The organism is Verrucosispora sp. WMMD1129 (assembly GCF_029581255.1).
Lineage (GTDB): Bacteria > Actinomycetota > Actinomycetes > Mycobacteriales > Micromonosporaceae > Micromonospora > Micromonospora sediminimaris.
The window spans coordinates 6,487,321-6,508,665 of the sequence record NZ_CP120741.1 but is presented as its reverse complement, the minus strand read 5'-3'; the positions used below and the strand labels follow the sequence as shown (position 1 = coordinate 6,508,665).

The 21,345-nt window shown below is 71.2% G+C and carries 22 protein-coding genes and 1 riboswitch; of the genes, 6 read left to right on the top strand and 16 right to left on the bottom strand.

Going from position 1 to position 21,345, the window contains the following annotated elements:
- Positions 1-53: 53 nt before the first annotated feature.
- Together O7624_RS30090 and O7624_RS30085 are read left to right on the top strand one after the other, a co-directional pair.
- On the top strand, positions 54-617 hold the full coding sequence (locus O7624_RS30090) for a DUF6529 family protein (protein ID WP_232511286.1): 564 nt from the start codon (positions 54-56) through the stop codon (positions 615-617).
- A gap of 26 nt (positions 618-643) precedes the next feature.
- Positions 644-1,156, top strand: a complete 513-nt coding sequence (locus tag O7624_RS30085) for a Rieske (2Fe-2S) protein (RefSeq protein ID WP_093405829.1) — start codon at positions 644-646, stop codon at positions 1,154-1,156.
- A 138-nt stretch (positions 1,157-1,294) separates the two neighbouring features.
- Here the strand turns inward: O7624_RS30085 and O7624_RS30080 are convergent, their stop codons facing one another.
- The 7 genes from O7624_RS30080 to O7624_RS30050 all read right to left on the bottom strand — a co-directional run bounded on the left by O7624_RS30080 (position 1,295) and on the right by O7624_RS30050 (position 9,884).
- Positions 1,295-3,271, bottom strand: a complete 1,977-nt coding sequence (locus O7624_RS30080; RefSeq protein ID WP_282238291.1) for a cellulase family glycosylhydrolase — start codon at positions 3,269-3,271, stop codon at positions 1,295-1,297.
- 207 nt (positions 3,272-3,478) lie between these two features.
- Positions 3,479-4,162: an urea ABC transporter ATP-binding subunit UrtE gene (urtE, locus tag O7624_RS30075; RefSeq protein WP_282238290.1), complete on the bottom strand. Its 684-nt coding sequence runs from the start codon at positions 4,160-4,162 to the stop codon at positions 3,479-3,481.
- An 8-nt stretch (positions 4,163-4,170) separates the two neighbouring features.
- Positions 4,171-4,944, bottom strand: coding sequence for an urea ABC transporter ATP-binding protein UrtD (gene urtD, locus O7624_RS30070; RefSeq protein WP_282238289.1), 774 nt, complete (start codon positions 4,942-4,944; stop codon positions 4,171-4,173).
- Entirely contained in the window at positions 4,941-6,110 is a 1,170-nt protein-coding gene (gene urtC, locus O7624_RS30065) for an urea ABC transporter permease subunit UrtC (RefSeq protein WP_093405840.1), read from the bottom strand. The genes urtD and urtC overlap by 4 nt, the downstream gene beginning before the upstream one ends.
- Positions 6,107-6,994, bottom strand: coding sequence for an urea ABC transporter permease subunit UrtB (urtB, locus tag O7624_RS30060; protein WP_093406136.1), 888 nt, complete (start codon positions 6,992-6,994; stop codon positions 6,107-6,109). Before urtB ends, urtC begins: the two co-directional genes overlap by 4 nt.
- 64 nt (positions 6,995-7,058) lie before the next feature.
- Positions 7,059-8,303, bottom strand: coding sequence for an urea ABC transporter substrate-binding protein (gene urtA / locus O7624_RS30055; RefSeq protein ID WP_093405844.1), 1,245 nt, complete (start codon positions 8,301-8,303; stop codon positions 7,059-7,061).
- Between the two features lie 453 nt (positions 8,304-8,756).
- Positions 8,757-9,884, bottom strand: a complete 1,128-nt coding sequence (locus O7624_RS30050; protein WP_232511288.1) for a substrate-binding domain-containing protein — start codon at positions 9,882-9,884, stop codon at positions 8,757-8,759.
- A gap of 97 nt (positions 9,885-9,981) precedes the next feature.
- On the opposite strand from O7624_RS30050, the gene O7624_RS30045 reads away from it, so the two are divergent.
- Positions 9,982-10,428 (top strand): MarR family transcriptional regulator, encoded by a 447-nt coding sequence (locus O7624_RS30045; RefSeq protein ID WP_093405847.1) that lies wholly within the window; start codon positions 9,982-9,984, stop codon positions 10,426-10,428.
- A 141-nt stretch (positions 10,429-10,569) separates the two neighbouring features.
- Here O7624_RS30045 and O7624_RS30040 read toward each other — a convergent pair whose 3' ends face one another.
- The 8 genes from O7624_RS30040 to O7624_RS30005 form a co-directional block, all read right to left on the bottom strand.
- Positions 10,570-11,592 carry a serine hydrolase gene (locus O7624_RS30040; protein WP_282238288.1) on the bottom strand — a complete coding sequence of 341 codons (1,023 nt, stop codon included), beginning with the start codon at positions 11,590-11,592 and terminating at the stop codon, positions 10,570-10,572.
- 95 nt (positions 11,593-11,687) lie between these two features.
- Positions 11,688-12,653, bottom strand: coding sequence for a maleylpyruvate isomerase N-terminal domain-containing protein (locus tag O7624_RS30035; protein ID WP_282238287.1), 966 nt, complete (start codon positions 12,651-12,653; stop codon positions 11,688-11,690).
- Positions 12,631-13,413 (bottom strand): urease accessory protein UreD, encoded by a 783-nt coding sequence (locus tag O7624_RS30030; RefSeq protein WP_282238286.1) that lies wholly within the window; start codon positions 13,411-13,413, stop codon positions 12,631-12,633. Before O7624_RS30030 ends, O7624_RS30035 begins: the two co-directional genes overlap by 23 nt.
- Positions 13,413-14,150 (bottom strand): urease accessory protein UreG, encoded by a 738-nt coding sequence (gene ureG / locus O7624_RS30025; RefSeq protein ID WP_170863470.1) that lies wholly within the window; start codon positions 14,148-14,150, stop codon positions 13,413-13,415. The genes O7624_RS30030 and ureG overlap by 1 nt, the downstream gene beginning before the upstream one ends.
- Positions 14,140-14,823, bottom strand: coding sequence for an urease accessory UreF family protein (locus O7624_RS30020; RefSeq protein ID WP_282238285.1), 684 nt, complete (start codon positions 14,821-14,823; stop codon positions 14,140-14,142). The genes ureG and O7624_RS30020 overlap by 11 nt, the downstream gene beginning before the upstream one ends.
- A complete protein-coding gene (locus tag O7624_RS30015; RefSeq protein ID WP_282238284.1) occupies positions 14,823-16,526 on the bottom strand; it encodes an urease subunit alpha in 1,704 nt (567 codons plus the stop codon). The genes O7624_RS30020 and O7624_RS30015 overlap by 1 nt, the downstream gene beginning before the upstream one ends.
- Entirely contained in the window at positions 16,523-16,846 is a 324-nt protein-coding gene (locus O7624_RS30010; RefSeq protein WP_282238283.1) for an urease subunit beta, read from the bottom strand. The genes O7624_RS30015 and O7624_RS30010 overlap by 4 nt, the downstream gene beginning before the upstream one ends.
- Positions 16,843-17,145, bottom strand: coding sequence for an urease subunit gamma (locus O7624_RS30005; RefSeq protein WP_093405864.1), 303 nt, complete (start codon positions 17,143-17,145; stop codon positions 16,843-16,845). The genes O7624_RS30010 and O7624_RS30005 overlap by 4 nt, the downstream gene beginning before the upstream one ends.
- Positions 17,146-17,482: 337 nt before the next feature.
- Positions 17,483-17,595: riboswitch (SAM riboswitch) on the top strand.
- A gap of 263 nt (positions 17,596-17,858) precedes the next feature.
- Between O7624_RS30005 and O7624_RS30000 the strand changes: the two genes are divergently transcribed.
- From O7624_RS30000 to O7624_RS29990, 3 genes are read left to right on the top strand one after another with little or no spacing between them, the layout of a single operon-like run.
- Positions 17,859-18,707, top strand: a complete 849-nt coding sequence (locus tag O7624_RS30000; RefSeq protein ID WP_282238282.1) for an ABC transporter substrate-binding protein — start codon at positions 17,859-17,861, stop codon at positions 18,705-18,707.
- Between the two features lie 37 nt (positions 18,708-18,744).
- Positions 18,745-19,524, top strand: coding sequence for an amino acid ABC transporter permease (locus O7624_RS29995; protein WP_282238281.1), 780 nt, complete (start codon positions 18,745-18,747; stop codon positions 19,522-19,524).
- Positions 19,521-20,252, top strand: coding sequence for an amino acid ABC transporter ATP-binding protein (locus O7624_RS29990; protein WP_282238280.1), 732 nt, complete (start codon positions 19,521-19,523; stop codon positions 20,250-20,252). The genes O7624_RS29995 and O7624_RS29990 overlap by 4 nt, the downstream gene beginning before the upstream one ends.
- 17 nt (positions 20,253-20,269) lie before the next feature.
- Here O7624_RS29990 and O7624_RS29985 read toward each other — a convergent pair whose 3' ends face one another.
- Complete coding sequence (locus O7624_RS29985; protein WP_282238279.1) at positions 20,270-21,205, bottom strand: DUF559 domain-containing protein; 936 nt, start codon at positions 21,203-21,205, stop codon at positions 20,270-20,272.
- Between the last annotated feature and the right edge of the window lie 140 nt (positions 21,206-21,345).

Below are 21,345 nucleotides of genomic sequence, written 5' to 3'. Positions count from 1 at the left end.
ACGGCGGGGCACGCACCGTGCCCCGCCGGGCGCCGGAGCCCACGGTCGAGGTGATGCGTGACTTCGGTGCCCCGCCGCCGAGCGCACCGAGACGGCGGCCCTCGCTGCTGGTGCCGCTGGTGGTCGGGGCCGGGGTGGCGGTGGCGCTCGGTGTCTACGGACGCACCCACACCCCCACCGGCATCGCGGTGAACGTGGCCGGCTTCTCCTCGCCGTTAACGGTGAAGGTGTGGCTGGGCACCGGGGCGGCGTTCTTCGCCGTCATCCAGTTGCTGTCCGCGTTGGCGATGTGGGGTCGGCTCGGCGGCTTCTCCCCGTCCTGGGCCGGCTCTGCGCACCGCTGGTCAGGGCGGATCGCGTTCCTGCTCACCGTGCCGGTCGCGGTGCACTGCCTCTACGCGCTCGGCTTCGCCGACTACGACACCCGTACGCTGCTGCACTCCCTGCTGGGCTGCTTCTTCTTCGGCGCCTTCGCCACCAAGATGCTGACCCTGCCCAAGCGGGGCCTCGCCGGTTGGGTGCTCCCCACCATCGGCGGGGTCGTGTTCGTCGCCCTGATCGGTGTCTTCCTGACGTCGTCGGTCTGGTACTTCACCACGTTCGGCATCCAGTTCTGATCCCCCGGAAAGGCAAGGCACCTCGGATGAACCACGAGCAGGCTGGCTGCTGCCGGTCACGACGCGCCCTGCTGGCCGGTACCGGCGCGGTGGGCGTGGCCGCGTTGACCGGCTGTGCGACGTACGGTCAGCCCACGGCGGCACCGCCGGCCGCACCGCCCGCCGGCAGCTCCGGCGTCGACCCGTCGGACACCTCGGGTGTCGACCCGTCCGGCACCGCCACGCCGGGCGATGACGGCGCGGATCCCGGTACGCCGGCACTGGCCACGCTGGCCGACATCCCGGTCGGTGGCGGCGCGATCTTCGCCGACGCCGGCGTGGTGGTGACCCAGCCGACCGACGGGATCATCAAGGCGTACTCGGCGACCTGCACCCACCAGGGCTGCACGGTCACCTCGGTCTCCGACGGCACCATCGTCTGCGCCTGCCACAACAGTGTGTTCGACATCGCCGACGGCTCGGTACGCAGCGGCCCGGCGGGGGCGCCGCTGCCCGCCGCGAACGTCACCGTCGACGGGGACGCCATCCGGTTGGCCTGACCCGGCGCTCGGCGATGCGAACGCGGTGACGCGGCCCACCCAGGCCCGGGCCGCGCGGGGCCGTCCGAGGTGGCGTCACGCCCCCGGACGGCCCCTGCCCCACCCGCGGTCCACCGGGTGGGGCAGGGACACCCATCGTCAGGACGCGGCGCAGGTCAGCCCGGAAGGCGTGCCCGATCCGCTGCCGGTCAGCCCGAACGTGGTGCTGGTGCCGGCGGCGAGTTGCCCGTTGTAGGGCTCGTTGCGCACCGTCACTGTGGTTCCGGAGGTGGTGAGCCGGCCGTTCCACAGTGACGAGATGGTGGTGCCGGCGGGGGCGGTCCAACTGACCGTCCAGCCGGAGATGGCCGCCGTACCGGTGTTCCGGACGGTCACCTCCGCCTGGTAGCCACCCTGCCAGGAGCTGGTGACCCGGTACGTGGCGGCGCAACCGGCGTCGCCGTTGTCGTTGCCGGCCGGGGTGGTGACGGTCGACGGCGGCGAGGCCGCCGAGACGTTGCCGGCCGCGTCGCGCGCCCGCACGGTGAAGGTGTAGCTGGTCGAGGCGTTCAGCCCGGTCGCCCGGTAGGTGGTTCCGGAGACCGTGCCGACCACGGTGGCCGCCCCGGATCCGGTCGCCCGCAGCACCTCGTACGCGGTGACGCCCACGTCGTCCGTGGCCGCCGCCCAGCTCAGCGTGGCGGCGGTGGCGGTCACGTCGGTGGCGGTCGGCCGCCCCGGCGCGGTCGGCGCGGTGGTGTCACCGGGGCCGGGGCCGCCGGCGTAGCGTTCGGCGAGGCTCATGCCGGTGGTGGAGTCGGTGCCGCCGAGGCGCACCTGGTGGTCGAGGCCGACGAACTTGCCGTTGTGCTGCCACAGCGCGGGCTTGAGCATCTGGTTGTACTTCGTCTCGTCCCAGCTCGCCCAGTCGTCGAGCAGCAGGCCACCGGTGTCACCTGAGTTGGGGTTGAGACACCAGAACGTGTGGTGAATGCCGTTCTCGATCATCAGGTCGCGCAGCGCGGCCATCCAGCGGTCCTGCCGGGCGTCCTGCCCCAGCCGGCCGCCCCACTCCCCGATCAGCAGCGGCGCGATGTTCTGCTCGTGGATGTAGAACCAGTTCGGTCGCCACACGTCGTTGGTCAGCGAGTCCTTGTCGAAGTCGCCCTCGAACCACGGCTGCTCGTACACCAGCGGTCCGTAGTCGTGCGGCGAGTAGACGAGTTGGTCCTGCTGGGCACCGAGGTTGACCGGGTGCTCCGCGACGCCGCGCAGGTTGCCGCCCCACCAGTTGTAGTGGTAGTTGGGGCTGCGGTCGGGGTTGGTGTTGGGCGAGTCCCAGGTGGCGCCGGCCCGCGGATAGATCTCGATGCCCTCACAGAGGATCAGCAGGTTCGGGTTGATCGCCAGGATCCGCCGGCCCGCCGTCTCGCACGCGTACTTGAAGTTGTCCTGGTCGGTGCTGGAGTCCCACTTGGCCCGCTCGGGATCGTTCGGCGTCCCGTGCGGCTCGTTCTTGACGTCCATCGCGACGATGGTGTCGTTGGTCCGGTAGCGGGTGGTGATCCATTCCCAGCCCTGGAAGAACAGCTCCGGGGTGATGCTGCCCTTCCACCACACCGGATAGACGTGACCGGAGTTGTCCGCCTCGGCGCTGTGCACGTCGAGCATGACCTTCAGACCGTACTTCTCGCACAGCGCGAGCCAGTGGTCGAAGACCTGGAGGTTGTTCAGGCCCTCCAGCTCCGGGTTGACGTACGTGTTGACGTTCGGCCGGATCGTCTGCCCGGCCTTCCACTCCAGCAGCAGTTGCGTGGAGATGGGCACCCGGACGATGTTGATGCCGCGCTGGGCCATCTGGCGGGTGATCGATTCGAGGTTGCCCGACCACAGGCCGTGGAAGACCCGCTCGCTGGCGTTGAAGCCGAACCAGTTGGCCCCGGTGAGCCAGACCTGGTTGCCGGCCTCGTCGACGATCCGGTTGCCGTCGGTGTGCAGCCAGTCGGCGGTGGGTGCGGCGGCGACGGCCGGAGCACCGACCGTCGGCGCCGCCGTCGCGGCGGGCGCGGCGGCGGCCACGCCGAGCAGAGCCACGGCCACCGTCGCGGCGGCCTGAAGTTTTGTACGTGCAGACATGCGACTTCCTCTGTGGTGGGTGAGGGAGCGAGCACGTCGAGAAACAGTCCTGCCCAGGGGACTGTGGGAGCGCTTCCACGCCCACCCTAGGCGGTCAACCCCCACAACGGAAGACCCACCCCCCAACCTCCGCGATCTTGCACTTTCCGTCGCCACAAAAGCCGCGAGAAGGGCATCTGGCCGACCGAAAGTGCAAGATCGCAGGGGTCACACCGCGAGGGCCTCGCGGACGGTGTGTTCGGCGGTGGCGCCGCCGTCGCCGACGGAGGTGACGCGGCCGGACTCCAGCACGTGGTAGCGGTCGGCCACCCGCAGCGCGAAGCCGAGGTGCTGCTCGACCAGGAGCACGCTGAACCCGGTCTGGGCGATCAGGGCCACGATCCGGTCCTGGATCTCGGTCACCACCGACGGCTGGATGCCCTCGGTCGGCTCGTCGAGCATCAGCAGCCGGGGCCGGGTGATCAGCGCCCGGGCGATGGCCAACTGCTGACGCTGGCCGCCGGAGAGCAGCCCGGCCCGCCGACGCAGCAGCGGACGCAGCGCCGGGAAGAGGTCCAGCACCTCCGCGGTGGCCGTTGCCCCGTCGCGACGGCCGTCGGCGACCAGGCGCAGGTTCTCCGCCGCGGTCAGGTGGGGGAAGCACTGCTGCCCCTGCGGCACGTACGCGATCCCCCGGGCGACCCGCTCGTGCGGCGCCAGCCGGGTGATGTCCGCACCGTCCAGCTCGACCCGGCCGGCGCTGGGGCGCAGCAGGCCGGCGGCCACCCGCAGCAGGGTGGACTTGCCGGCGCCGTTGTGGCCCAGCACGGTGGCGACCCCGTCGGCGGGCACCGCCACGTCGACACCGTGCAGCACCCGGCTGCGCCCGTAACCGGCGTGCACGCCACGCATCGCGAGCATCATGCCTCCGTAGGCGTCGGGGCCGACCCGGCGTCGACCGGGTGACCGAGGTAGACCTCCTGCACGCGCGGATCGGCCTGCACCTGGGCGACGGTGCCCTCGCTGAGCACCCGACCGGCGTGCAGCACGGTGACGGTACGCGCGAAGCGGCGCAGGAAGTCCATGTCGTGCTCGATCACCACCACCGTGCGGTCCTGGCTCACCCTCTCCAGCAGCTGCCCGGTGGCGTCGCGTTCCTCGTGGCTCATGCCGGCGACCGGCTCGTCGAGCAGCAGCAGCCGGGTGTCCTGCACCAGCAGCATGCCGATCTCCAGCCACTGCTTCTGCCCGTGGGCGAGGGTGCCGGCGAGTTGGTCGGCGCGGCTCGCCAGGCCGATCACGTCGAGGGCCTCGGCCACCTCGTCGGGAACGCCGTGGCGGCGGCGCAGCAACGTCGCCCAGCCGCGTCGGGCCCCGGCGGCGATGTCGAGGTTCTGCAACACGGTCAGCTCCTCGAACACCGTCGAGGTCTGGAAGGTGCGGCCGACGCCGAGCCGGCTGATCCGGTGCACCGGCCTGCCGAGCAGTTCCCGGTCGCCGAAGCGCACCGAGCCGGTGGCCCGGACCAGGCCGGTGACGGCGTCCACCAGAGTGGTCTTGCCGGCGCCGTTGGGCCCGATCAGGAACCGGATGTCGCCCGGGGCGACGTCGAGGGTGACCCCGTCGACGGCGGTGAACCCGTCGAAGCTGACCCGCAGGTCACGCACGTAGAGCCCGTGCAACTGCCCGGTCATGCCGCCCCCTCCCGCCGCCGAGGTCGAAATCGACCGAGTCGGCTCGGGCGAGGTTCGCCGTCGTCGCGGCGGCGGGCCAGGCCGATCAGCGACGCCAGGCCGCCGGGCAGGAACGCCACCACCACCACGAACAGCAGACCCTGAAGGTACGTCCAGGTGCCCGGGAAGCGCTCCGACAGGGCGGTACGCGCCCACGCCACCGCGACCGCCCCGAGGACCGGGCCGAGCAACGTGGCTCGCCCGCCGATGGCGACGCCGATGACGAACTCGATGGACGGCACGATCCCGATCAGCGCCGGGGAGATGATGCCCACCGCGGGCACGAAAAGCGCGCCGGCCAACCCGGCCATCCCTGCGGCGACCACGTACGCGACAAGCTTCACGGTGGCCGGGTCGTAGCCGAGGAAGCGGACCCGTTCCTCCGAGTCGCGGACGGCCACCAACAGCTCGCCGTAGCGGCTCTGCATCAGGTGCCGGGCCAGGGCCAGCAGCGCCAGCAGGGTGCCGGCGATGATGAAGTAGACCATCCGCTGGTTGACCGGGTCGTCCAGGTCGTAGCCGAAGAAGCCCTGGATGTCGGTGAGCCCGTTGGTGCCGCCGGTGGTGCCCTGCTGACCGATCAGCAGGATCACCATGGCGGCGGCGAGAGCCTGGCTGAGGATGGCGAAGTAGGCACCGCGCACCCGGCGGCGGAAGACCAACGATCCGAGTACGAAGGCGACAGCCATCGGCAGCAGCACCGTGGCGGGCAGGGCGAACCATGGGCTGGCGAACGGTCGCCACCACAGGGGCAACTCGTCGAGTTGCCCGTACAGCATCATGAAGTCGGGCATGTTGCCCGGGCCCGCGTCGGCGAGCTTGAGATGCATGGCCATCGCGTAGCCGCCGAGGCCGAAGAAGACCCCCTGGCCGAGCGTGAGCATGCCGCCGCGCCCCCAGGCCAGGCCGATGCCGACCGCGACCATGGCCACGCAGAGGTACTTCGCCAGCAGGGAGAGCCGGAAGTCCGACAGCACCAGCGGCGCGACGGCGAAGAGCAGGGCCGCGCCGAAGGCGAATCCGACGGCGGCCCGGTACCGGTGGCGGGACGGTCCGGCCGCCGGTCTGGTCGGTGGTGCCGGCGCGGGGTCGGCGGCGGTGACGGGATCTCGGGCGACGGTGGTCATGCCAGACTCCTGGTGCGCAGGGTGAACAGGCCCTGGGGTCGCCACTGGAGGAACGCGACGATGGCGATGAAGACCATCACCTTGGCGACGCTGAGGGTGGTGAGGTATTCGCCGGTGGCCTGGAGCACGCCCAGGGCGAAGGCGACGATGACGGTGCCCTTGAGCTGGCCGATCCCGCCGACCACGACGACCAGGAAGGCGTCGATGATCAGGTTGGTGCCCATGGTGGGGCCGATCGGCCCGAGCAGGGTGAGGGCCACGCCGGCGATGCCGGCCAGGCCGGAGCCGATGAAGAAGGTCATCCGGTCGACCCGGGCGGTGGGGATGCCGGAGACGGCGGCCAGATCCCGGTTCTGCACGACGGCCCGGATCCGGCGACCCAGCGGGGTGACCCGCAGGGCCAGGGTCAACGCGACGACGGCGCCGCCGGCCAGGGCGAGGATGAACAACCGGTTGTTCGCCACGGTGATGCCGCCGGGCAGCGCGATGTTGCCGGTGAGCAGCTCCGGTGCGCGGGTCTGCACGTTGGGGCTGCCGAAGATGTCCCGGGCGAGCTGTTGCAGGATCAGCGACACCCCCCAGGTGACCAGCAGGGTGTCCAGCGGGCGGGCGTAGAGGCGGCGGATCAGCAGGAACTCCAGCAGCACACCCATCGCGCCGGCCACCACGAAGGCGACCGGCAGGGCGATCAGCAGCGACCAGCCGGCCGCGGTGATGACCTGTTGCAGGACGTAGGTGGTGTAGGCCCCGGCCATGATGAACTCGCCGTGGGCCATGTTGATCACGCCCATCTGGCCGAAGGTGAGGGCCAGGCCGAGCGCGATGAGCAGCAGCACCGCCCCGATGCTGACGCCGGTGAAGAGTTGGCCGATGAGAACTGTCACGGTGCGTACTCCGAACTGCTGGTGGGGGTGGGCCCGGGCGGTCGCGCCGCCCGGGCCCACCGGGTCAGCTCAGGCCACCGGCCCACGGGTAGCTCTTGAGGTACGGATCGGGGGTGATCGGTTGTCCGGAGTTCCAGACCTCGGTGATCAGACCGTCCGCACCGACCTTGCCGACGCGTGCCGTCTTGGCGATGTGCTGGGTGGCACCGTCCACGGTGACCAGGCCCTCGGGCGCCTCGAAGGTGATGCCGTCGGAGGCCTCCCGGACCTTCTCCACGTCGAAGGTGCCGGCCTTCTCAACCATCGCCTTCCACAGGTAGACCGAGACGTACGCGGCCTCCATCGGGTCACTTGTCGGCTTGTCCGCCCCGTACTTGGCCTTGTACGCCGCGACGAACTTCTCGTTCGCCGCGCCGGGAGTGGTCTGGTAGTAGTTCCAGGCGGTGAGCTGGCCCTCCAGGTACTGGGTGCCGATGCTCTTGACCTCCTCCTCGGCGATCGACACCGACACCACAGGCATGGTGGCGGCGGTCAGCCCGGCGGACTTGTACTCCTTGAAGAACGCCACGTTGCTGTCGCCGTTGAGCGTGTTGAAGACCGCGTCCGCGCCGGAGGACTTCACCTTGTTCGTGATGGTGCCGAACTCGGTGGAGCCCAGCGGGGCGTAGTCCTCCCCCAGCACCTTCATCCCGTTGGCTTCGGCGTACGCCTTGATGATCTTGTTGGCGGTGCGCGGGAACACGTAGTCGGAGCCGACCAGGTAGAGCGAGGTGGCGCCCTGAGCCTTGAGGTAGTCCAGGCCGGGGACGATCTGCTGGTTGGTCGTGGCGCCGGTGTAGAAGATGTACGGCGACTGCTCCAGGCCCTCGTACTGCACCGGGTAGAACAGCAGCGCCTTGTTCTTCTCGAACACAGGCTTCACGGCCTTGCGGCTGGCCGAGGTCCAGCAGCCGAAGACGGCCGCCACGCGGTCCTCCCGGATCAGCTTCTCGGCCTTCTCGGCGAAGGTCGGCCAGTCCGAGGCGCCGTCCTCGCCGACGGGTTCGATCTTCTTGTCGAGCACGCCCCCGGCGGCGTTGATCTCCTCGATCGCCAGCATGATCGCGTCTCGGACGGTGACCTCGCTGATGGCCATCGTGCCGGAGAGGGAGTTGAGCAGGCCCACCTTGACGGTGTCGCCGGAGACATCGGCGGCGACTCCCGCCGAGGTGTTCCCATCGGTGGTCTTGCTGCCGCACGCGGCCAGCGCGGCCGCGGCGACCAGGGTCATGGCACCCGCCAGGATGCGGCGGCCCCGGATCAGTGTCATCAAATCTCCCTGCGTCGCGTGTGACGTCAGTCAGTGCCCGGGAACGGTCGTCGGCCCCGAGTCGAAGTGCGGATCTGTCTAACTGCGGTGCGGTCCGTCGGAACATTGGCGCTGCCCGGTACGGCGGGTGGACACCGACCCGGGCGGCGATTCGGATATCGGGCAGGGAAAGCTTCGATCCGTTTCATTGCACGGATGTTTCCCAGTCCTCAATAGAGTGTTTCCGCTGGCCCGGCCGCTCTGATGGGGGCACGAAAAATGCCGGTGCATCGCCGAGGAGAATCGGCAGAATGACACCGGCACACGATTTTCAGCCGCATTCGGCTGCGCTTTTCCGTCCCTCGTCGGACGGTGGCGATATCCGACGTGACGGTCGGATGCTTCACGTAGGAAGTATCTTGGCCGCCGGCCGGCGGAGCTGTCAAGGCACGGTCCGGTCACGCCCCGCTGGCATCACAGTTCAGTCAGGACGGTGAAGTCCAGGCCGTCGGCCTCGGCCAGGTAGATGCGCTGGCGGACATGCCTGCGGCGCAACCGCAGCTCGCCGCGCGGCCCGTCGTACGACACCACGTCCGCGGATGCCTCCACCGCCCGTACGTCAAGCGTGCCGGCCTTGGCGATCAGCGCGGCCAGCAACATCACACCCTCGTAGCAGGACTCCCCCAGGCTGCCCAGCGGTGGCGCCTCCAAGCCGAAGCGGCGACCGAAGCTGCCGTGGAAGTCCAGATTCTCCTGGGTCACCAGGCCGGCGAAGAAACCCGCCGTGCTGAACAACCCCCGGGTGTTGGCGGCACCGCTGGCGAGCAGCATGTTCTCGTCCATCAGGGTGCTCAGGCGCAGACAACGCTGGTCCAGCCCGGCGCGGGCGAACGCCCGGTTGAACCGGACCGCGTCCGCGCCCACGAGCAGCATGAGCACCGCGTCGGCGTCGCTGCGTTCGATGCGCCGCAGCACCTCCGCGTAGTCGTGGGTCTCCAACGGCAGGAAGTGCTGGCCGACCACGCGTCCGCCGCTGCGCAGCGCGTACCGGTGTGCCGCCCGGGTCGTCCGGCGCGGCCAGACGTAGTCGTTGCCGACCACGAACCAGCGGCGCACCCCGAGATCCCCGGCGAGCACCCGCATCGCCGGCCACAGCTGCGCGTCCGGCGTCTCGCTGGTCAGGAAGACACCCTCGGTGCGCTCGCCCCCCTCGTACAGGGCTGTGTAGACGTACGGCACCCGGTGCGCGATGCGCGGCGCCACCGCCTGTCGTACCGAGGAAATGTGCCAGCCGGTGACGCCCTGCACCGCGCCCACCGACACCAGCGCCTCCACCTCGGCGGCCACCTCGGCCGGCGGTGCCCCGCCGTCCACCGGCACCAGCCGCAACTCCCGGCCGAGCACGCCGCCGCGCCGGTTCAGCTCCTCGACCGCGAGCTGCGCGCAGAGTTCACAGCTCGGGCCGAACATCCCCGCCGGCCCACGCATCGGATAGACCAAGGCGATACTGACCACGCCGCGATCGACGGTCAGCCAGGACGCCCCGGCGGTGATGCTCTCCCCCGCCTGCGGGCGCCCGGACCCCGGTGCCGGCGCGGACATGAACACATGGTGGCCGCCGCTGCTGGTGAAGACCAGCCCTCCCCAGTCAGCGGGACATCTCGCTACGATGACACCGCAACCGCGAGGCGGGAGTGCCATGTCAGACCTTCCCGGTTCCGCAGCCGACCTGTTACCCCTGCTCACCCGCGCCGAGCGGCTGCTCTCGCGCCGGGTCGGCGGGGTGCTCGCCGCCGAGTCCCTGAGCATCGAGGCGTGGCGGGTCCTCTGCCTGCTCGCCGACGGTCTCGGGCATCCGATGAGCGAGGTCGCCGCCGAGGCGTCGCTGCCGCCCGGCACCCTGACCAAGCTGGTCGACCAGCTCGTCGACCGCAACCTCGTCTTCCGCCGGATCGACCCCGTCGACCGTCGCCGCATCCGCGCCTACCTGACCGCACGGGGGCGTCGCGAGCACGAGCGGGTGGACGCCGAGATCCGCGCCGACCTGGCCGGGCTCAGCATGACGGACGACACCGATCTGGCCGGCCTCCTCGACGCCCTGATCACCCGCCTGGACTCCGGTCGCCGCACCCCAACCCCCGCCTGACCGGTTCACTGCCCGGTGCCGAGGGCACCCCACACCCACGCAGCCCCGCACGCCGCGATCTTGCACCTTCGGTCGCCGATATGCACTATCTGCGGCTTACAACCCGACCAAAAGTGCAAGATCGCCGAACGCGGGGGTGGGTCAGCCGCCGTTGACGGGGCGGAATTGGGGGACGGTGTGGCGGGCGCGGGGGGTGGGGTTTGTGGTGCGGGCGACGGCGTCGAACATGGTCCGGCCGAGGACCGCGTGGGCGCGGACGGCCGGGTGGGTGCCGCCGTAGTTGTCCAGGTCGCCGAGAGAGTCGGCGAAGAAGGCGTACGTCAGGGTGGGTGCGCCGGTCGCGTCGAAGATGACGCCGGCCTCGTGCCGGGCGGCACCGGAGGCGTCGAAGTCGGCACCGTACTTGGTGGCGACCCGGCTGCGCTCGGCCGAGGACATGTCGCGGCGGATCCCGTCGTGGTAACCGTTGATCCAGCGCAGGATGCCGAGCAGGAAGTCACTTGACCGGGTCGAGAGCAGGGTCTTGTTGGCCAGCCGCCACAACAGGTCATGGGTCTCGCGCGGGGTCGTCACCCCGAGGAAGAATCGGTTCGGGTTGGCCACCGGCTCGACCCGAGTGTGCGTGAAGCCCTTGGTCGCCAGAATTTCGTTGATCTCCAGTGCCGGCACCACCCGGCCACACATCCGCACGGCCGTGTTGTCGGAGACGAGCAGCATCGCGGTGAGGAAGTTCGCCACAGTGACCTCGTCGCCCCAGACCGTCTGGAGGAAGTAGATCCCGCTGCCGCCGAGAATGATGTCGGCGCTCAGGTCGAGCCGCTGGTCCAGCCGCAGCTCGCCACGGTCGATCTTGTCCATGACGGCGACCGCGACCGCCAACTTCTGCACGCTGTACCCGTGGGTCACCCGGTCGGCGTCGTCGGCGATCACGGTCCGGAGGGCCCCGGTGGCGTCGAGCATCGCGACGTGCGAACGCCACACCCCGCCGGCCCGGGCCTTCTGCTGCCGGTACGTCCGGCGGATCACCTCTCGGGGCGACACCCTGCCGTTGGGCGCTGTGGCGTCGTCGCCCGGAGCGGCCACCGCACCGGACGGTGTCGCCGCCAACGTCACCGCTGCCGCACCGAACCCGATCGCGGCCCGACGACTGATCCGCTTGGTCATTGCCTCTCCCCAGGGTTTCCGTTGGCGCCGGCGAGCACCGGCACCTGACACACCCTGCCATATGACCACAAAGGACACTGCTGATACCGGACCGGTCAGAGTGCGCTTATCGTCTCCGGGGCCCGTTCCCGACGGGACAGTGCCCGCACCACCGCGAGCGGACCGTGCCGCCAGGCCGCGATCCGGGTGAGCAGGTCAGTTGTCAGTTCGGTGGCGGCGGCCGGCATCTCGGGCGTCGGCAGGCCCAGGCTGACCGCCAGATCATCGGTGTGCACCACCAGCTCCAACAGCCGGGTCAGCAGGAAGTCGTCGACGGCCAGTCCCCAGTCGCCGAGGTCGACGATCCGATACGGCGGCTGTGCCGGCACTGTACGGCGCAGCTTCGCCAGAACCCCGTCCACCTCCACGGCGAGCTGGGCGGCGTCGGTCTCGGCGGCGGCCCGTTCACCCCGTTCGCGGATGTCGGTGTTGTCCGCCTCCTCCGCGCCGGTGGTGACCCAGCCGCTGCCGGTGAAGTGCGCCAGGACGTCGATCGCGGTTTGCCCGGGCGGCGCGTCGAGCAGCTCCGAAGTCCGGGTGATCTGGTTGGCGAGGTGCCGGGCCAGCCCGCCGGTCGAGTAGTACGGCAGGGCGCTCGGCGTCGTCCAGCGCTCCGCCAGCACCGGCGTACGCAGCAGCGAGGCGGCGACGTCGGCGGCGGCGAGGTAGGCGCTCCGGGTGGTGACGTCCTGGGACAACAGGCCCGGGTCGACGCGCAGGCCGAGGTCCGGCTGTCCCAGCCAGTCCAGTCGAGCCGAGGTCCGCTCGGCGTGTTCGGTCAGCAGCAGCCGCACGCGGTACGCGGCCAGCAGCATCGCCTGCAGGGAGTCCACCCCGAACGCGGCGTCGACCGCACCGTCGGCCAGCCCTTCGATCTGGAACGGGCAGCACCAGTCACCGCCCGGCAGCGGGTCGGGGTGCGGCTTGCCGAAACGGACGACCAGCTCCGACGTGCCGTCGTCAGGAAGGACCATCGCGATCCGCCGCTCGGCGACGACCTCACCCAACTCGTACAACCTCACGCTCCTCTCCCCCGGCCGAGGCAGCGATGGTATCCGCCGCGGTGTCGGGTTCGAGGTACTCCCGCAGGGTGTGCGCGTCCGGCGCGGTGGCGCTCCACAGGGTCGCCGGGCCGCCGGCCAGCGGCAGTCGGGCCCGCGTACCGCACACCGCAGCCGACTGCGCCGGTCGGGCCGGGTCCACGATCAGCAGCGAACCCGTAGCGGACGCGCCGGCCAACACCGTCGGTCCGGCCCAGCCGGCGGCGTTCGGCCCGACCGCCAGGGACTGCCGCAGCAGCGGCCGATCGTCCAGGTCGACCCAGGTGTTGATCTCGATGTTGCCGGGCTGCTCGCCGTGCCGCCCGCAGATCAGCTCGTCCCGCCAGTGCAGGGTGCCCCCGGCCGCGACGGCCACCTGCGAGTCCGCGACGTGCGCGCAGCCGGCCGCCGCGACCAGTTGCTCGGGCAGCCAGAACAGGGCCGCCCGCTCGGCGACGGTGGCCCGGAGAAGCGTCCGGGACACCGCGCCGGGGCGGCCCGGCAGCGCGACGGACGCGGCCACCGTGTGCACACGGACCACCGCGCCGGGGCCGACCTCGACGTCCAGCCGCAGGTCGTCACCGGCGAGCGGACCGGCCGCTCCGCCGACGACGTACACCGTGACACCACCGCCGGGGGCCGGTACCTGGCGCAGCAGCAGCGGGCTCTCGCCGCGCAGTTCGGCCAGCACGGTCTGGCCGCGCCGGTCGACGCGGGCCACCAGCCGGGCGGTGGCCCGCATCAGGCCTGCCCGGCGGGTACCGGGCCGGCCGGCGTGGACTGCGCGGCCCGGTGGTGGGCCAGTTCGTGACGGATCCAGGCGGCGACCTGGGTCGCCAGGGGATCCTCGCTGATGGACTGGAACACCGTCGGCAGGTCGCCTCGACGGGCCCGGGCGTCGCGGTCCATCACGGACAGGTCGGCACCGACCATCGGCGCCAGGTCGGTCTTGTTGATGACCAGCAGGTCGGCCGCGGTCACCCCGGGGCCGCCCTTGCGGGGCACCTTGTCCCCGCCGGCCACGTCCACCACGAAGATCTGCCGGTCCACCAGGCCCCGGCTGAACGTGGCGGTCAGGTTGTCGCCACCGCTCTCCACCAGCACCAGGTCCAACGGGCCCAACGCGTCGGTCAGCTCGTCGACGGCGTCGAGGTTGGCGCCGATGTCGTCGCGGATGGCGGTGTGCGGGCAGCAGCCCGTCTCCACCGCCCTGATCCGGGTCGGATCGAGCACCCCGGCGCGCTTGAGGAAGTCGGCGTCCTCGGTGGTGTAGATGTCGTTTGTCACCACGCCGAGGCGCAACTCGTCGGCGAACGCCCGGCACAGCGCCGCGACCAGCGCGGTCTTGCCGGAGCCGACCGGGCCGCCGATGCCGACCCGCAACGCCCGCGCGGCAGTCGGTAGCGGGGCGTGCGGGTCGACCCCCGGCTCGGGGTGGGTGTGGGGAACGGACTCGTCGTGATCGAATTCAGGACGCAAAGAGACGCACCTCCCAGGTGACGTGAGCTTCGGCATGGATGTCGGCGAGTGGAGCGGCGGCGGCGGGCAGCCGCTCCGGTGGTTCCTCGGCGGCGCGGGCCGCCCGCGCCGCGGTGGCGTCGCAGGCGCCGGCGAGCCGCACCAGCAGGGCCTGCACCTGGTACGGGTCGAGGCCGAGCAGGCGTACGGCGGCACTGGCCGAGCCGGTCACCGTCGCGTGGGCGGCGACCGTGGCAACCTGTCCGGGGTTGAGACCGGCGGCGGCACCGACCAGCCCCAGCACCAGCGGCTGGTGTGGCCCGTCCGGCGCGGCGGGCAGGTCGTCGAAGGTGGCCTGCGGCCAGATCCGGCGGCCGGCTCGCAGCAGTGCGCGGCCCTGCCGGCGGGACACCGACCGCTGCGCGGGCGAGGCGGTCCGGGCGTCCAGTTCGGCGTCGAGTCGGGCCAGCGCGGCGGAGCGGCCGGCCGACCACGCCACGCCACGGGCCGCCGCCGCGAACGCCGCCGTGACCAGTCCCGCAGTGGCCAGCCGACCCCGCAGGTACTCCGCCAGGGTGTCCAGATCGGTCACCCGGCCGGCGGCGACGGCCGCCTCCAATCCGGCCGAGTGGGCGTGCGCGCCGGCCGGGAACCGCCCGTCGGCGAGGAGCAGCAGCATCGTCGGGGTGGCCATCAGAACAGGAAGTACCGCTGGGCCATGGGCAGTTCGGTCACCGGATCCGGCTCCACCACCACACCGTCGATCCGGACGGTGAAGGTGTCCGGGTCGACCTCGATGCGCGGTAGGGCGTTGTTCTCCGGCAGGTCGGTCTTGCCGCGCGACCGTACGCCGGCCACCGGCACCACCCGACGCCGCACGTCCAACCGCAGCCCGGCCTCCACCGCCGCGGGTGCCACGAACGCCAGGCTGGTGGCGGCAGCCGCGCCGCCGTACGCCCCGAACATCGGTCGGGGCAGCATCGGCTGCGGGGTGGGGATCGAGGCGTTCGCGTCACCCATCTGCGCGTACGCGATCATGCCGCCCTTGATGACCAGGTGCGGTCGTACGCCGAAGAAAGCCGGCTCCCACAGCACCAGATCGGCGAGCTTGCCCGGCTCCACCGACCCGATCTCGTGGTCGAGTCCGTTGGCCATGGCCGCGCAGATGGTGTACTTCGCGACGTACCGACGGGCCCGGTGGTTGTCGGCGGCGCCGTCGCCGGGCAGGGCGCCCACCCGCGCCTTCATCACGTGTGCGCTCTGCCAGGTACGCAGCACGATCTCTCCGATCCGCCCCATCGCCTGCGAGTCGGAGCCGATGATGGAGATCGCCCCGAGGTCGTGCAGCAGGTCCTCGGCCGCCATCGTGGACGGTCGGATCCGACTCTCGGCGAACGCCAGGTCCTCCGGCACGGCCGGGTTGAGATGGTGGCAGACCATCAGCATGTCGAGGTGCTCGGCGAGGGTGTTGCGGGTGTACGGGCGGGTCGGGTTGGTCGACGACGGCAGCACGTTCGGCTCACCGGCGACGGTGATGATGTCCGGCGCGTGCCCGCCGCCGGCGCCCTCGGTGTGGTACGAGTGGATCGCCCGGCCGCCGATGGCGCGCAGGGTGTCGGCGACGAATCCGGCCTCGTTGAGCGTGTCGGTGTGGATGGAGACCTGCACGCCGGAGGCGTCGGCGACCCGCAGGCAGGCGTCGATCGCCGCCGGGGTGGTGCCCCAGTCCTCGTGCAGCTTGAACCCGCCGGCCCCGGCCCGCAACTGCTCCCACAGCGCCTCCTCCGAGACGGTGTTGCCCTTGCCGAGCAGCAGCACGTTGACCGGGAACGTGTCGAGGGCCTCGTGCATCCGGGCCAGGTGCCAGGCGTTCGGGGTGACGGTGGTGGCCCGGGTGCCCTCCGCCGGGCCGGTGCCGCCGCCGACCAGGGTGGTGACTCCGCTGGCGAGCGCCTCGGCGACCAGTTGTGGGCAGATGAAGTGCACGTGGGTGTCGACCGCCCCGGCGGTGAGAATCCGGCCGTTGCCGGCGATCACCTCGGTGGCCGGGCCGATGACCAGGTCCGGATGGACACCGTCCATGGTGTCCGGGTTGCCGGCTCGGCCAAGCGCGACGATCCGCCCGTCGCGCAGCCCGACGTCGGCCTTCACCACCCCCCAGTGGTCGAGGACGACCGCACCGGTGATGACGGTGTCCAGGGCGCCCTCGGCGCGGGTGGCCCGGGACTGACCCATCGACTCGCGAATCACCTTGCCGCCGCCGAAGACCGCCTCGTCACCGCCGGCACAGTGGTCGTGCTCGACCTCGATCAGCAGGTTCGTGTCGGCCAGCCGGATCCGGTCTCCGGTGGTCGGCCCGTAGAGGGCCACGTAGCGGTTCCGCTCCACGATGCTCACGCCTTCCGTCCTTCGTCCAGCGCTCCGGCGCACTCGCCGCGCAGGCCCGGCACGATCCGCGCGCCACCCAGCGGCACCAGGTCCACCCGGCGGCTCACGCCCGGCTCGAACCGCACCGAGGTGCCGGCCGGTACCGCGAGCCGCTGCCCCCAGGCGGCGTCCCGGTCGAAATCCAGCGCCGGGTTGGCCTCGGCGAAGTGGTAGTGCGACCCGACCTGCACCGGCCGGTCACCGGTGTTGACCACCAGCAGCGTGGTCACCGGCCGCCCGGCGTTGATCTCGACAGGCCCGTCCGCCGGCAGGATCTCCCCGGGGATCACGGGATCGGGTGGTGCACAGTCACCAGTTTGGTGCCGTCCGGGAACGTCGCCTCCACCTGCACCTCCCCCAGCAACTCGGGGATGCCGTCCTGCACGTCGTCCCGGCTGAGCACGGTGCGTCCGGCGGCCATCAGGTCGACCACGGACGCACCGTCGCGGGCCCCTTCGAGCAGGAAGGCGGTGATCACCGCGACGGCTTCCGGATAGTTGAGACGCAGGCCGCGCTCGCGGCGACGTCGGGCGACGTCGGCCGCCACGTGGACGAGCAGGCGGTCCTGCTCGTGAGGGGTGAGATACACGGGTGCTCCCGGTGGATGTCCGCGCTCCCGACGCCGCCGGCCCGGCGCCTCGACGCGCCGCCGCACGGTTCGGGGTTCGCCCGCCGGCCCGACCCGCCACGCGCATCGGGCCTGGGAGTTCCACCCTCCCGGCCCACGTGACGGATCACCGGCGGTGGCTTCTCGGATGCGGACCGCACCGCCCACCGCTCAGCAGACCGTAAGGGATCACGCGCTTCCCCGGCAACACCCCAACCGGCGTACGCCCCGGGTGGGAGGTCGGCGTACGGGGGGTCGGGGTGAGGGTGGTCATAACGGGTGGACGCTGGGCGGTCAGCGGCTGCTAGCCTCGGCCGCAGGTCATGAGTGCCAGCGCCAAGCCCCGGCTCGCTGGCCGGCAACCCTCCACCGCGCAGGGGTGCCCCGGGTGAGGACCAGGCATCGGTGCAACCACCGGTGCAAGCGTGGCCTGGGTTCCCAGGTCATCACGACCTTGAGGAGAACCATGTCGTACCGCGATCGATCTGTGGCCCGCCCGGGCCTGACCCGGCGTCGGCACGTCGACATGATGCGGGTCTGTAGCGCCGCGTGTAGCTGACCGCAGCGCCCCGGTCACTGATCCCTGACGGGTCGGCTGACCGATCTGTCATCGATCCCCATCCCAGCGGTCCGCCCTGCGGCGGACCGTCGGTGTGGCACGTCCGTGCCCGCCGCAGCTCAACCAGGAGACACCTGTGCGATTCCTTCCTGCCCTGACCCGGGCCGCCGCCGTCGGCGTCGCCGCCATCCTCGGCGCCGCCACCCTCACCGCCTGCGGCTCGAACTCCGCCGGCAACGCGGCCGACAACCCGTACAACCTGGTGCAGCCGGGCGTGCTGCGGGCCGGCACCCTCACCGACGCACCACCGAACGTGTACCTCAAGGACGGCAAGTTCACCGGCTTCGACAACGACCTGCTGGTCGCCGCCGCCGACAAGCTCGGCCTGACTGTGGAGTTCGTCGGCACCGACTTCTCCGCCCTGCTCGCCCAGGTCGGCAACCGCAAGTTCGACGTCGGCAGCTCCTCGATCACCATCACCGAGGCACGCAAGAAGACGGTGGACTTCGGCAACGGGTACGACTTCGGCTACTTCGGGCTCGACGTGCCCGCCGGATCGGCGCTGCGCAGCTTCGACGAACTGCCCGGCAAGCGGGTGGTGGTCGTGCAGGGCACCGTCCAGGACGACTACGCCACGAACAAGGGCCTCGACCCGGTCCGGGTGCCCGACTACAACGGCGCGATCAACCAGCTCAAGGCCGGTACCGCCGACGCCTGGATCGCCCCCGCCGAGATCGGCGAGAAGACCGCCGCGGACAGCGGCGGCAAGATCACGGTGGCGGCGAAGGAACTCAGCCCGGCACCGACGGCGTACGCCTTCGCCAAGGGCAACGACGCGCTGCGCGAGGCGCTGAACCGGGCCCTCGACGAGGTGATCGCCGACGGCACCTGGACCCGCCTTCAGGAGCAGTACTACCCGGGCCGGCCGATCCCGGTCGACTTCACCCCGGGCAGTGGCGAGGTGTCGGCTCCGGCCGCTTCCTGACGGTAGGAGCACGAGCGAGCAGGGCGGAGGTTGACCCGTGGATCCGTTGCACACCCTGTGGGAGACGTTCTTCGACTGGGAGTCGATGCGTGAGGCGTTACCCGAGATGCTCACCGTCGGGTTGCCGAACACGCTGATCCTGGCGGTCACCGCCGCCCTGCTCGGCTCGGCACTCGGCATCCTGCTGGCGGTGGCGGGAATCTCGCGTACCCGCTGGCTGCGGTGGCCGGCGCGGGTCTGGACCGACGTGTTCCGGGGCCTGCCGGCGGCGGCGACGATCCTGCTGATCGGGGTCGGCCTGGCCCCGCTGGGCATGCAGGTGTGGGGGCCGAACCCGTACCCGTTGGGCATCCTGGCGCTGTCGCTTATCGCGTCGGCGTACCTCGGGGAGATCTTCCGCTCGGGTATCCAGTCGGTGGAGGCCACCCAGTTGGAGGCGGCCCGTGCGCTGGGCTTCTCCTGGCGCGAGGCGATGCGGAGGGTGATCATCCCGCAGGGCATCCGGCGGATCCTGCCGGCCTGGGTCAACCAGCTCATCGCCCTGATCAAGGACTCCAGCCTGGTCTACTTCCTCGGCCTGCTGGCCAGTCAGCGCGAGCTGTTCCGGATCGGTCAGGACTACGCGGCCAACACCGGCAACCAGTCGGCGCTGCTGCTGGCTGGGCTGTTCTACCTCGCGCTGACCGTGCCGCTGACCCACGCCGTCAACTGGATCGACAAGCGACTGCGGCACGGCCGGCCGGCGGCCGGACCGACCGACGACCCCGACGACCTGGACCTGGCGCTGCCCGGCGCCGCCGGAGGCAACCAACGATGAACACCTCGGTCAGCCTGAGCCTGCGCGACGTGCACCTCGCCTTCGGGCGTCACCGGGTACTGCGCGGGGTGGACCTGGACGTGGCGCGCGGCGGCACCGCGTGCGTCATCGGCCCGTCCGGGTCGGGCAAGTCCACCCTGCTGCGTACCGTCAACCGGCTCCTCGAACCGGACCGGGGCGACGTGCTGCTGGACGGGCGCAGCGTGCTGCGCGACGACCCGGACGCCCTGCGGCAGCGGATCGGCATGGTGTTCCAGCAGTTCAACCTCTTCCCGCACATGAGCGTGCTGCGCAACATCACGCTGCCGTTGCGTCGCATCCGCAGGCTCGGCGAGGACGAGGCGGTGGCCCGGGCCCGGGCCGAACTCGACCGGGTCGGCCTGGCCGCCAAGGCCGACGCCCGGCCCGCTCACCTGTCCGGCGGGCAGCAGCAGCGGGTCGCCATCGCACGGGCCCTGGCCATGCAGCCTCAGGTGATGCTCTTCGACGAGGCCACCTCCGCGCTCGACCCGGAACTGGTCAAGGGGGTGCTGGCGCTGATGGCGGAGCTGTCCGCCCAGGGCATGACGATGGTGGTGGTGACCCACGAGATGGGCTTCGCCCGCCAGGTCGCCGATACGGTCGCCTTCATGGACGCCGGGGTGGTGCTGGAGGCCGGCGAGCCGGAGTCCGTCTTCGAGTCGCCGCAGCACCCCCGGCTACGCCGCTTCCTGTCCCAGGTGCTGTGACCTCGGGCAGTCGTTGGTCAGCGACGGCGGCCGGCGAGGATCGCGAGGGTCTCCCGGCGCACCTCGTCGGGCTCCCGCACGAGGCGACGGTGGCTGAACCTGACCACCAGGATGCCGACCGTGGCGAGTAACGCGTCGCGTCGCAGATCGATCTCACGCTGGCGCGGGTCGCCGTGCGAGGTGGCACCGTCCAGCTCGATGTTGACTCGCTCCTGCTCGGCGAACAGGTCCAGGTACATGGTTCGCTTGTTCACCCGGACACGCACCTGTCGCATCAGCACCGGCATCCCCGGACCGGTGAAGACCCGGTCATGACCCCAGATCTCCAGCGGGCTGCGGCAGCCAGCGTCGAGCCGGTCGATGAGTGCGGACAGCGCCGCCCGCCCGGTCAGCTTCGGAGCGAGCGCGTTGCGGAGCCGGTGCCCAGTGGTCATCCGGTCGTTCACGGCGCGGACAACCGGCCCGATGCGGCTCTCCTCGGACAACAACGGCCACGAGCGCACCAACGCCTCCTCCAGCCGGACGAGAGGCAGGCCCCGTCGCACCACGACGTGTGGTGGTTCCGCCGTGAATGCCGTCCGATGCCGCACCGCCAGACTCTCCTTGCTCCGCAGCCCGGTACCAGCCGGCACATCGAGATACACGGGCTCGCCGGCCGGTTGAGGCCGAAGGCCGTACCCGTCAAGCGCGGTCAACGCGCTCAAGGCCGCCCGGCCATCGGCGTACGCGAGCGCCGCCCGCCGAGCGACCTCGGGTTTCACCCTGGCGAGTGCGCTGGGCGATTCCGGGCCGGTGAGCAACGAGCCGTCGACGTAGACCGCCGGCAGCACGCGACGCAGCCAGCCACTGCGGTACGCCCGCCGCAACGTCCACGGCGGTACCACCTCAAGGGCCTGGGCGCGGGTCACCACACCACCACCAGCCTCGACGAGCGATCGGAGCACGGCATCCACGGCGACCGAGCCTGCCCCAGGCCACGCCGACCCCGCAGCCCCCTGTGGACGCCGCGACAAGCTGTGCACAACACGTCGTCCCAGCGCTGCTTGTGATGGGGGTCTTGATCGTTTGCAGTCGAGTGACAGTGGCAGCGGCG